8 protein-coding genes and 1 tRNA gene are annotated in these 12,471 nt (G+C 47.8%); 7 read left to right on the top strand and 2 right to left on the bottom strand.

Translation table 11 applies throughout. The features are described 5' to 3' along the window. Positions 1 to 212 precede the first annotated feature (212 nt). The 4 genes from H511_RS0111560 (at position 213) to H511_RS0111545 (ending at position 5,898) form a co-directional block, all read left to right on the top strand. Entirely contained in the window at positions 213 to 3,098 is a 2,886-nt protein-coding gene (locus H511_RS0111560; RefSeq protein WP_027252438.1) for a pyridoxal phosphate-dependent class III aminotransferase, read from the top strand. A 69-nt stretch (positions 3,099 to 3,167) separates the two neighbouring features. Continuing rightward, complete coding sequence (locus H511_RS0111555; RefSeq protein ID WP_027252437.1) at positions 3,168 to 4,412, top strand: carboxynorspermidine synthase; 1,245 nt, start codon at positions 3,168 to 3,170, stop codon at positions 4,410 to 4,412. Between the two features lie 77 nt (positions 4,413 to 4,489). Beyond that, positions 4,490 to 5,623 (top strand): carboxynorspermidine decarboxylase, encoded by a 1,134-nt coding sequence (nspC, locus tag H511_RS0111550; RefSeq protein WP_027252436.1) that lies wholly within the window; start codon positions 4,490 to 4,492, stop codon positions 5,621 to 5,623. Between the two features lie 201 nt (positions 5,624 to 5,824). Continuing rightward, a tRNA-Cys gene (locus H511_RS0111545) sits at positions 5,825 to 5,898 on the top strand. A 98-nt stretch (positions 5,899 to 5,996) separates the two neighbouring features. Here the strand turns inward: H511_RS0111545 and H511_RS0111540 are convergent. Both H511_RS0111540 and H511_RS0111535 read right to left on the bottom strand, forming a co-directional pair. Next, the gene (locus tag H511_RS0111540) at positions 5,997 to 6,626 is read right to left on the bottom strand and encodes a DsbA family protein (RefSeq protein WP_027252435.1); all 630 of its coding nucleotides are present in this window, start codon (positions 6,624 to 6,626) and stop codon (positions 5,997 to 5,999) included. Then, positions 6,620 to 7,486 (bottom strand): MBL fold metallo-hydrolase, encoded by an 867-nt coding sequence (locus H511_RS0111535; RefSeq protein WP_027252434.1) that lies wholly within the window; start codon positions 7,484 to 7,486, stop codon positions 6,620 to 6,622. Before H511_RS0111535 ends, H511_RS0111540 begins: the two co-directional genes overlap by 7 nt. A gap of 109 nt (positions 7,487 to 7,595) precedes the next feature. Between H511_RS0111535 and H511_RS0111530 the strand changes: the two genes are divergently transcribed. The 3 genes from H511_RS0111530 to H511_RS0111520 all read left to right on the top strand — a co-directional run bounded on the left by H511_RS0111530 (position 7,596) and on the right by H511_RS0111520 (position 12,438). Beyond that, entirely contained in the window at positions 7,596 to 8,510 is a 915-nt protein-coding gene (locus tag H511_RS0111530; RefSeq protein WP_027252433.1) for a LysR family transcriptional regulator, read from the top strand. Positions 8,511 to 8,764: 254 nt separating this feature from the next. After that, positions 8,765 to 10,462, top strand: coding sequence for a bifunctional diguanylate cyclase/phosphodiesterase (locus H511_RS0111525; protein WP_027252432.1), 1,698 nt, complete (start codon positions 8,765 to 8,767; stop codon positions 10,460 to 10,462). A gap of 287 nt (positions 10,463 to 10,749) precedes the next feature. Further along, positions 10,750 to 12,438 carry a putative bifunctional diguanylate cyclase/phosphodiesterase gene (locus tag H511_RS0111520; RefSeq protein ID WP_027252431.1) on the top strand — a complete coding sequence of 563 codons (1,689 nt, stop codon included), beginning with the start codon at positions 10,750 to 10,752 and terminating at the stop codon, positions 12,436 to 12,438. Positions 12,439 to 12,471 lie beyond the last annotated feature (33 nt).

The raw sequence follows: 12,471 nt of genomic DNA, 5'->3' as shown, positions 1-12,471 counted from the left end.
TTGTCTTACCCCATTGCAGTATTATTACTGAGCCTTGATCGTCCGATCACCATGTCTTCAGCTGACTATCTATCAAACTACAGTGATGTTTATCGCTGGGGCTGTTAGTTGTGTGCTGAGTGCGCTTTACCGATAAGTTACTGACTTATCAATGTCTTTTATACTCAAAAGTACCACCTTTGGTGGGCTTCACTATTTTGGATTAAAAACCAATGAGTAATGTGTTTGATTTTGACGATGTCAAGCATGCGTCCAATGTTCCTGTAGTTCATGACCTGTATGACCTGACCCCAGATGAGTTACTGCTCAGTCAGGAGCATTATGAGTCCGAAGTTCGCTCTTATCCGCGTCGTTTGCCGCTGGCGATTATGAAGGCGACAGGTGTATTGGTTGAAGACAGTCGTGGCCAGGTCTTTCTGGACTGCCTGGCAGGCGCAGGTACTCTGGCCCTGGGTTACAACCATCCTGAGATTAACCAAGCAATCATTGACCAGCTGAATGCGGGTATCCCGTATCAGACGCTGGACATGACGACACCTGTAAAAGATAAATTTATCCGTGAAGTTATGAACTTCCTGCCGGATGAGTTTGCTGCCAATGCCCGCATTCAATTCTGTGGCCCGTCTGGAGCAGACGCTGTAGAAGCGGCTATCAAGCTGGCCAAGCAAACCACTGGCCGCAACGTGATGATGGCCTTCCATGGCGCGTACCACGGTATGACCAACGGTACTATGGCCATGATGGGCAACCTGAACACCAAGGCACGCCGCCAGGGTCTGATGGCTGATGTCCACTTCATGCCGTTCCCTTACAGCCTGCGCTGCCCGTTTGGTATCGGCGGTGATGAAGGGGCGAAACAAACGCTGCGTTACCTCGAGCGTATGCTGAACGACGATGAGAGTGGCGTACAAAAGCCGGCTGCGATCATTGTTGAACCCGTACAGGGTGAGGGCGGTGTGATTCCTGCCCCGGCATTCTGGCTGCGTGAACTGCGCCGTATTACCAAAGAACACGGCATCCTGCTGATTTTTGATGAAATTCAGTGTGGTATCGGTAAAACCGGTTTCAATTTCGCGTTCGAAGAATCAGGCATTACCCCAGACATCCTGTGCTTGTCGAAAGCTGTGGGTGGCGGTTTGCCTATGTCTGTGCTGATTTTCGACAAGTCGGTTGATACCTGGCGTCCGGGTGAACACACAGGTACTTTCCGCGGTAATCAGCTGGCGATGGCAACCGGTGCGAAAGCACTGGAAATTATCCGTCGTGACAACTTGGTTGAGCATGCCCGCGTGGCGGGTCAGTACCTGCGCGAAGGTCTGGAGCGCATTGCGACTTACGTTGACTGCATCGGCGAAGTGCGTGGCAAAGGCCTGATGTTGGGTGTTGAGATCGTCAAAGGCGGCAAGAAAAACAAATTCGGTGAGCCGGAAGCGGATCCTCAACTGACAATGCAAATTCAGCGTGCTGCGCTGGAACGCGGTTTGATCATCGAAAAAGGCGGTCGTCAGGGCTCTGTACTGCGCTTCCTGCCACCTTTGATCATCAGCCTGGAGCAAATTGATTTTGCGCTGGATGCACTGAGTAAAGCGATTATCGCTACTGCCGGTCCAGCGAAAGTGGTTGAAAAGTCAGCGGCCAGCGATGCCGACAAATGGCGCTCTTTCTTCATCCAAACCGGTGAAGGTGGTGCTGATCAGTTCGAAGCTGCGCTGAACCAGACAACCAAAGTACTGAAACAAGTATTTGAAAGTACCACTGCGCCATACTCAGGTATGGAGCCTCAGGTGCTGAAAAACCTGATCAACAATATTGAATTGAATGATCAGCAACTGCCGTTGGATGCCGTGATTGATCAGGCTGGCGAGCTGATTGCCAAAAACTCAATCATTGTTCAGCACCCTAACTGCATTGCGCACCTGCACACGCCACCTCTGGTGCCGGCTGTAGCGGCTGAAGCATTCATTGCTGCCCTGAATCAATCCATGGATTCATGGGATCAGTCAACGGCTGCCACCTTTGTTGAGCAGAAAGTGGTCGACTGGCTGTGCGGTGTCTATGGTTACGACAAGCAGGCGGATGGTGTATTCACCAGCGGTGGTACGCAGAGTAACCTGATGGGTCTGTTGCTGGCACGTGACCGGTTTGCAGATATCCAGTCGGGTCATAACATTCAGAAGCAAGGTCTGCCTGAGTATGCCGGCAAGATGCGCATTCTGTGCTCGAAGAAATCGCACTTCACTGTACAGAAGTCCGCTTCGCTGATGGGCCTGGGTGAGCACGCGGTTGAGACCGTGGATACGCATCCGGACGGCACCATCAAACTGGCATCGCTGGTTACCCGTATTGATGAACTCAAGCGTGATGGTTTGCTGCCGTTTGCGGTAGTGGGCACGGCGGGTACAACCGACCACGGTGCGATTGATGATCTGGATGGTCTGGCTGATATCGCCGCTCAGAACAAGATGTGGCTGCATGTCGACGGTGCTTACGGTGGTGCGCTTATCCTCAGCCGTCACAAAACGCGCCTGCATGGCATAGAGCGTGCGGATTCGATCAGCGTGGACTTCCACAAGCTGTTTTATCAACCAATCAGCTGTGGTGCGGTGATCATCAAAGACAAGAGTAACTTCAAGTATCTGCTGCACCATGCAGATTACCTGAACCGCGAAGACGATGTCGTGCCTAACCTGGTTGATAAGTCTATCGCGACGACTAAGCGTTTTGATGCACTGAAAGTACTGATGACAATGCAAGCTGTCGGCACACATTCACTGGGTGCCATGTATGATCACCTGCTGGGTCAGACACAACAGGTTGCAGACATGATTAACCAGTCAGAAGAATTTGAACTGCTGGCTGATCCTGCTTTGTCGACAGTACTGTTCCGTTATGTCGGAAATACCGAGGCTGATTTAGACCAATTGAACAAAAAATTGCGTTTTGAGGCCCTGGTGAAAGGTGTTGCAGTATTGGGTGAAACCGTAGTTGATGGCAAAATTGCCCTCAAGCTTACGATTCTCAACCCATGTCTGACCATGGCAGATTTTGAGAACCTGCTAAATGAAGTTAACCAGCTTGCTTGTTCACTGGTTGACTGAATGACGTGGCTTGCTCCAGTGGGGCTGGAGCAAGCCAATGTTTTATCTGAAGAAGACGGAATGAATTAAATGGCAATTTTACAAATCGGTGCTGGGGGTGTTGGCTGGGTTATTGCCCATAAAGCTGCTCAAAACAATGATGTGTTAGGTGATATTACTATCGCTTCGCGTACTGTGAACAAGTGCGAACAGATCATTGAATCCATCAAGGGTCGCAACAATATGAAAGATCCAGGCAAGAAGCTTGAGGCTCGTGCCGTGGATGCTGACGATGTCGATGCCCTGGTGGCACTGATCAAAGAGGTTCAGCCAGATCTTGTTATTAACGCTGGTCCTCCTTGGGTTAACGTTGCAATCATGGAAGCCTGTTATCAGGCGAAAGTGTCCTATCTGGATACATCAGTGGCGGTTGACCTTTGTAGCGAAGGCCAGCAAGTGCCAGAAGCCTATGACCCTCAGTGGGCTTTCCGTGACAAATTTGCACAAGCTGGCATCACAGGTATTCTGGGTGCGGGATTTGATCCGGGCGTCGTCAGCGTTTTTGCTGCCTATGCAGTGAAGCACCTGTTCGATGAGATTGATTCTATCGACGTGATGGACGTCAACGCCGGCGATCACGGTAAGAAATTTGCGACCAACTTCGATCCTGAAACCAATATGCTGGAAATTCAGGGCGACTCTTTCTACTGGGAAGACGGCGAGTGGAAGCAGGTTGGCTGTCACACCCGCATGATGGAATTTGATTTCCCGCTGGTCGGCTCACAAAAAGTGTACTCCATGGCGCACGACGAAGTGCGTTCAATGAAAGAATTCATCCCGGCGAAACGTATCGAATTCTGGATGGGCTTTGGTGACAGTTACCTGAACTATTTCAACTGCATGCGTGACATCGGTTTGTTGAATCCTGAACCTGTCACTCTGGGTGACGGTACGGTTGTTGAACCACTGAAAGTGCTGAAAGCTTTGCTGCCTGACCCAACCACACTGGCACCGGGTTACACAGGTAAAACCTGTATCGGTACCTGGGTGCAGGGCACCAAAGGTGGCGAGTCTCGCAGCGTGTTTATCTACAACAACGCTGATCATGAAGTGGCATACAAAGATGTTGAGCATCAGGCGATTGCTTACACCACAGGTGTACCCGCGATTACTGCGGCATTGCAGTTCTTTGCTGGTAAATGGGCTGATGCCGGCGTGTTCAATATGGAGCAGCTGGATCCGGATCCATTCCTGGCAACTATGCCGAAAATTGGCCTGGACTGGCATGTTCAGGAGCTGGAACCTCGCCAGCCACTGATTAATATTCTCAAGTAAGTCACCGACTGTTGAGTTAACCATATTCAAGCCGGTGTTGAAAACGACACCGGCTTCTTTAGATAGAAGCTTAGAATATGCAGCATCCTGAATTAAAAACCCCGTATTTCATGATTGATGAGAGCAAACTGATCCGCAATCTTGAAATTGCCAAGAAACTGAAAGAACTGTCCGGCGTTAAACTGGTTCTGGCCCTGAAGTGTTTCTCTACCTGGGGTGTGTTTGACATCATCAAACCGTACCTGGACGGCACCACCAGCAGCGGCCCGTTTGAAGTGAAGCTGGGTTATGACACCTTTGGTGGCGAAACGCATGCCTACAGCGTGGGTTACAGCGAAGATGACGTCAAAGAAGTCGCGGATATCTGCGATAAAATGATTTTTAACTCGCAAAATCAACTGGCAGCGCACCGTCATCTGGTGGAAGGCAAGGCTGAACTGGGCCTGCGCCTTAACCCTGGTGTCAGTTATGCGGGTCAGGATCTGGCCGATCCGGCACGTCAATTCTCTCGCCTGGGTGTTCAGATCAATCACATCAACCCGGAAGTTTTCAGCACTATCGATGGTGTGATGTTCCACATGAATTGTGAAAACAAAGATGTGGATGCCTTTATTCGTTTGCTGGATGACATTTCTGAGCAGTTCGGCACGTATCTGGACCAGCTGAAATGGGTGAGTCTGGGTGGCGGCGTCTTCTTCACCTGGCCGGGCTACGATGTAGAGAAACTGGCCGCAGCACTGAAAGCGTTTTCTGATAAACACGGCGTTCAGCTGTATCTGGAGCCGGGCGAAGCCATCATTACTCAAACCACCGATCTGGTGGTGACTGTAGTCGATATCGTTGAAAACGAGCTCAAAACAGCCATCGTTGACAGTGCGACAGAAGCGCACCGTCTGGATACCTTGATCTATAACGAACCTGCTTCGGTCCGTGGCGCAAGCGAGAGTGGTGATCACCGTTACGTGATTGGCAGTTGCTCGTGTCTGGCCGGTGATCAGTTCTGTGTCACCCAGTTTGATCAGCCGCTGGAAATTGGCCAGCGCCTGCACATCCTGGACAGTGCCGGTTACACCATGGTGAAACTGAACTGGTTCAACGGCCTGAAAATGCCGTCGATTTACTGCCAGCGTGCGAATGGCGACGTGCAGAAGCTGAATGAATTCGGCTATGAAGACTTCAAGCGCTCGCTGTCGCAGTGGTCGGTGAATTAAGATCCAGCCAAGCGAAAAATGAAAGGCCGGTCACTGACCGGCCTTTGTTTTATCGGTGACATAAACACTTTGGTGCAGTTTTTAACTGGTTGAGAGAAAATTTGAACAATTAAACCCAAAATATCAATTAGTGTTTGACTCAAATTTTAAAATCAGTAAATTAGCACCCGCACCGCAACACATGAAGCGGTATCACAAAATGGCGCGTTGGCAGAGTGGCTATGCAGCGGATTGCAAATCCGTGTACCTCGGTTCGACTCCGGGACGCGCCTCCATATTTCACCAAGCTGAGGTATTCAGCCTGGTTGTGCAAGACAGACAAAAGCCAGCATTTCAGCTGGCTTTTTTGTGCCTTCAAAAAGTTGTCACCTTGTTAGCCGGACAGTGAATCCCAGTAGGCCGCCCATTCTGCTGGCTTGCCAAAATATGACTGTACTGCGATATGTTTCAATTGCCCGTCCTGCTCAACCGTCATTGACGGATAGCCTCTCAGCTGATGTTGCATCATCAGGTTGGCTGTGCGGGCAATAACGGCACCTTCATCCGCCGTGATGAGCGCTTGATGCCAGATCTCAGCCGGAATACCCATCTCGGCTGCCAGCCCGGTTAATACTTTTTCATCATGCACTGTCTCGCCTTGCTGATAATGGGCGAGCTGGATCCGTTTGAGCATCGCTAACGCTGATTTTCCGCATTGTCCGGCTGCCAGAATGGCGCGTATCGGCACTATGGAATCAAGAACCACATGTTCTGCATGTCGCATCTTTGTCTGATAGGCATCGCCAAAGATGACGCCACTCAGGGCGTGGATACGCTGATCACTGTCGAGAAAGTGCTGGCGGCTCGCTTTGTCGAGTGCTCTGCTGTCAAACAAGCCTCCGGGATGCAGTATGAGCTCAATATCATCGCGCTCAGCCAGGTGTTCAATCAGCGGGCCGGCACCGAAGCACCAGCCGCAAAGTGGATCGTAAAAGTAATGGACTGTCACGCCAGTATTTACCATTTCATCTCTCCCATGTGAACTTTTGCACCAATACTCAGGGCCATCGGCAGGCCAGCATCCGGGTAGCGCTTCTCCATGGTGTCGATGACTTGCTGGCTGTTGTCACTGGCTTTGACGGTTTGCTGAAATGCCTTCAGGTAGTTCAGTGCAAACGTGATGTTTTCAGCCGTCATTGGCGTGCCTGCTTTCATGTGGCCCGGAATGACAGTTTGCGGCTTCAGTGCCTGCATGGCTTCCAGCTGCTGTGTCCAGGCGGTTTGTTCAGCAGGTGTCTGTGCGTCAGCCATCCACAGGTGAACGTTACCGTATACGGCAACATTGCCCAGCACCGTTTTACTGGACGGGATCCACAGGTAAGGGCGGTGCGCCAGCTCGCCACTGGTGTCACGGATTTCAATAGTCTCACCGTCAACCGTTAAAGTGGTTTGCTCATACGCGTCAGGAAGCAAGGTTTTCACTGGTGCGTTATCGCCCATTTTTGGGGTCCAGAATGCCAGTTTGCCCGCCATTTTGTCTTTGATCACCGCACGCACTGCAGGCGTGGTGATCAGGCGCGCTTCAGGAAACTGCTCTTTGAGCACTTGTGCGCCAAAGTAGTAATCCGGATCGGCCTGGCTGATAAAAATGGTTTTCAGTGTCTTGCCACTGTCCAGCACCATAGCGGCGATTCGCATGGCATCGGCACGGGTAAAACCGGTATCGACCAGCATGGCGTCATGCTCGCCATAGACCAGAGTGGCATTAACATGGAAGCTGTTACCATCAGCGTTGTAAACCTGGGTTGAAAGCGGTGCCGCTTCGGCCAGAGTAGCGGTAGAAAGTGCCACAAGAGAGGCTGCCATTAAGAATGTCTTTTTCATGTGTTCGCTCCAGCGAATGTCATTGGGAATGGCATGCATCATAGTGATTTCATTTGATTGGATATAGAATCAATTATCAACAACATTGTTTCTTAAATCGGACAAATGAATGGACAGACTCACGGCAGCAAAAGTGTTTATTGATGTCGCAACAACTGAAAGTTTCACCACGACAGCCGATCGGCTGGAGATGTCCCGCTCTATGGTGACCCGCTATATCGCCACCATGGAGGAATGGATGAAGACCCGGTTGCTACAGCGCACAACCCGCAAAGTGGCATTAACAACCGCGGGCCAGCAGTGCCTGAAAGAAATCAAGCTCTGGGTCGAGCAGGCCGAGCACATTGCGGTGACATTGCAGCCTGCAGATCGGCTCAGCGGCCATATCAGGTTAACGACCAGTATGTCTTTCGCTCATGCGCAGCTTGCTAAGGCGATACAGCCATTTTTAGCGCTCAACCCTGAGGTCTCTGTTGAAATTGATGTCCGCGATCAGGTAACTGACCTGATTGCAGAAAGATTTGATTTAGCCATACGTATTGCTATGGCGCCGGATCCGTCATTAATCGGTAAACCGATAGCAGGTTGCGACTCTGTTATCGTGGCGTCACCTTCCTATCTTGCACAGTGGCCTGACATACGAACACCGGCGGATCTCAGCCATCATCAGTGTCTTGGCAATCGTAGTTTCGAGCAGCATGTGTGGCACCTGACGAAAAATAACGTTACTGAGTCGGTAGAAGTGACGTGCCGGTTCATTTCAAACGAAGCCACTGTATTGAAAGCCGCGGCGATAGAAGGAGCAGGAATTGCTGTGCAACCCACGTATCTGGTTAATGACGATATTCAAGCGGGCAGGTTAGCCGTGGTGTTAGCGGATTGGGTACCCAAATCAATGTCGGTATATGCACTTTATCCGGCACGAGAATATTTATTGCCGGCGGTGCGGGGGCTGATCGATCACCTGGCACAGTATTTTGATGGCAACCATTGGCCAAGAAAGCCAAACGATTTCGGGCTGTAAATAAAAATGAACAGCTTCATTGAGGTAGGCACCGGGTTTCATTTCTGAAAACGTGCGACAAGTCATACCTTCCGTAAAATGGTGCATCAACAACGTTATCATTTTGACTTCTATAGCAAAGTCAGTCTTTAGCGGTGCTTTTTCTCGATGTTGGCAGGTGGGGCACATATTCGCTTTGCCGTTGTACTTTAGCATATCCTCATATGGTATATTGCGCGCTCATTATTTGATCTGGTAAGTGAGTTGGGCAAGGCGTGAAATCAGGCATTATCAACATCAATTTAGCTGTAAACCGGAACCGGTTGTTAGAAGTCTTTGATGCGGGCAGTGAGGGCCTGTGGGAACTGACGCCAGGGAATGTGGTGAAATTTTATAACACGCGTTTTTATGAAAATTTTGACGTGACTTTGAATGGTTCTCCGATGCATGAGTGGATCGCCATTATGCATCCTGATGATATTGAACAATTCCAAAATAATGTGAATCAACAGGTGACGGAGAAAATCAGCTATTTTACCAGCCAATACCGGATTCGGAATCGGCAGAATGATTACCGCTGGATTGAAGCGGTTGGTGTACTGAATACCGACGAGCATGGCGAATTGCAATATCTGGTTGGTTCACATAAAGATATCACCGAAAAAAAATTGCATGATGAAAAATTATTCCAATTAGCTTACCGGGATTCTCTGACTGGTTTGTGGAACCGGCGGCGGTTGGTTGAGCAACTTAAAGTCATTCAGGCCGATGGTGTCTCGGGCATTATTATTACTTTTGGGCTGACGAAGTTTAGTCAGTTTGTCGAAGTTTTTGGTTTTGAGGCTGGCAATCAGTTGATAAAGCTGTGTGCTGAGGCGATCAGTGAAGTCTTTACTGACACAGATCTGATCTTCCGGTCGTATTCCGACGAATTTGTCGTCATGCTCAAAGACTGCCCTGAAAAATCGATGTTATGCAGCACTATTAATAAAGCGATCACATTGTTTGATCAGCGATTTCGCGCCATTCACGATACCACTATTCAAAAATTAAATGCCGGGGTTTATCAGTTGCCCGGTGGTTCCGCAGCGACTGAAGATGAGGAATCGATTTTATATAAATCCATGCTGGTCATGCGCCACGGGAAAGAACATGATTCACGCATTGCGTTTTATGCGGACGATGAGCAGCGAGCTATTGAGCGGCATCTTTTTCTGGAAACCGGTATAGAGAAATCTATTCAGGATGATGAATTCTATTTAATGTTCCAGCCAATAGTCTGCGCAACGACAGGGAAGATAAAGAGTGTCGAATCATTGCTCCGTTGGCACAGTGTCATTTATGGTGAAATTAATCCGGGTGAGTTTATCGGGATTGCGGAAGCTAATCAGGACATTATTCCATTGGGATATCATGTGCTGCATTTAGCGTGCTCATATGTTGCGGAGTATCGCAGACAGCACCAGCATGATTTTAAATTATCGGTCAATATTTCTGTTATCCAACTGATGCAGGCAGACTTTGTTCGCAGATTTTTGGCAATTGTCAATCAGTATCAGTTATCCCCGAGCTATCTGACGGTTGAAGTTACTGAATCCGCTGTATTAGAAACCAATGCATTTGCTGTGGAGCAGTTGCTGATACTTAATGATTTAGGATTTTCAATTTCACTGGATGATTTCGGTTCTGGGTATTCCTCATTTAACACTTTCTTTTCTATCCCTTTTACACAGCTCAAGCTTGACAGATGCATCGTCAAAAAAATGGCTGATGATTCATCCGTATACTCTTATGTCAAATTTCTGGTTGTTCTGTGCCGTGAAAAAGGAATTTCTGTCGTCGCGGAAGGTATAGAAGACAGTGCTCATGCCGAATTAGTCAGAGAAGCAGGTGTTGATTTAATGCAAGGCTATTACTTTTATCGGCCCATGGTAGGACAGAAGTTGCTCGAGCTGGAAATCAGTCCCGATTAAACGTCGCTGAACACGGCAGTTTTACCACAGAGCATATTGGAATATGCTCTGAATGATCAGAAGCATGATTAAGAGTAAACCGAGTACCCGTGTCGTTATACTTTGCTTTGTAATACTGATTTAGTTAAATATTTCAGTGGATTACACTGAGTTTAAACCAGTGGCTGGTTGGTTCAACTATTCTTCTGTATAGAGTAACTATTCATTATTGTTGATGTGTTAATCACTTATCCTTTTATGGTATATTACGCGCTTCATTTTTCTACAGGCAATCTACTGGGTTTATCGTGAAATCTGACATTATCGGCAGCAAAGTGGTTAATAATCAGCATAGGTGGTTGGAAATATTTGATGCTGGCAGTGAAGGCTTGTGGGAAATGACACCAGATAATGTGGTGAATTTTTACAATAGCCACTTTTATGAAAATTTCGCTGTGTCTTTGCATGGCTCGCCACTGGATGAGTGGATTGCCATTATGCATCCTGAGGATAAAAGTCAGTTTATTCAAAACCTTAATACCCAGGTCACAGAGAAAATAACCCGTTTTATCAGTCAGTACCGGGTGCGTAACCGACAGGGTGAGTACCACTGGATTGAAGCAGTCGGTGTCATTCATGCCGATGACAGCGGTAATATTCTGTATATGGTAGGGGCTCATAAAGATATCACAGAGAAAAAGCAATATGAGGACAAGCTGTACCAACTGGCTTATTGCGATTCACTGACGGGTTTTAACAATCGGCGTAAATTAGTTGAAACCCTGACAGAGCAGTTGGAAGCTAAGAGTCAGGCTGCCATCATGACATTTGGGTTAAACAAGTTAAACCAGATGATGGATGTTCTTGGATACCAGGCGGGTAACAGTATCATTTTATTGTGTGCCGAATGTCTGAAAGAAGCCTTTGGTTCGCAAAACGTATACAGAACTCAGCCCGATGAATTTGTAGTGTTACAGAAGGGGGTGTACTCTGAGAACGTATTGAAACTACAAATTGGTTCAGTGCTTACTGAGTTTGAACAACGCTTTCGCTCCTTTCATCAGTCGACATTACACGCATTGAATGTAGGGGTTTATCTGTTAAAAGAAGATAATGCCCTTTGTGAAGATGCTGAATCACTGTTATATAAATCAACGTTAATCATGCGGCACGGATCAGAAAAAGATGCCTGTATTTCATTTTATGCCGATGATGAGAAACGATCGATTGAACGCCATCTTTTTTTAGAAACCGGGATAAAAAAAGCAATTACAGACAAAGAGTTTTATTTGTTATTTCAGCCTATTGTCTGTGCTTTTACAGGTAAAATAGTGAGTGTGGAATCTCTGGTTCGCTGGAACAGCGTTCGTTATGGCGAGATCATGCCAACTGAATTTATCAGTATTGCAGAAGAAAACGGGGATATTGTCGAGCTGGGTTACCATGTACTTGTGCTGGCATGTGAGTTTTTAAATCAATACAGAGAGGCCCACACCAGCGTCATTAAGGCGTCGGTGAATGTATCGGTTATTCAATTGATGCAGCCAGACTTTGTTGCTCATTTCCTGGATATTGTTCGCCATTATGAATTACAACCAGAATACCTGACGATAGAGGTGACAGAATCTATTGTTCTTGAATCGAACCCTTTTGCAGTACAACAACTGCTGGCAATGAATCAGGCCGGTTTCACTATTTCTCTGGATGATTTTGGCTCCGGTTATACTTCTTTCAATACCTTTTTTTCCATCCCTTTCACTCAGATTAAGCTGGACAGAGCCATTATAAAAAAAATGGAAGAGAATAGCTCAGTGCGGGCTTATGTTAAATTTCTGGTGAACATGTGCAATGAAAAAGGAACCTCTGTAGTTGCAGAAGGGATTGAAGACATTGCTCAGGCTGAACTGGTGAAAGAGGCCGGTGTGGATTTGATGCAAGGATTCTATTTTTATAAGCCTAAGAATGGTCAGTCCCTTATTCAATCTAACCGTATATAAATTCGATGTTATAAAAAGCCATGCACATTGATC

It is taken from the genome of Photobacterium halotolerans DSM 18316 (assembly GCF_000425165.1).
In the GTDB taxonomy this organism is placed as follows: Bacteria; Pseudomonadota; Gammaproteobacteria; order Enterobacterales; family Vibrionaceae; genus Photobacterium; species Photobacterium halotolerans.
This window is presented reverse-complemented; position numbering and strand designations above follow the sequence as displayed.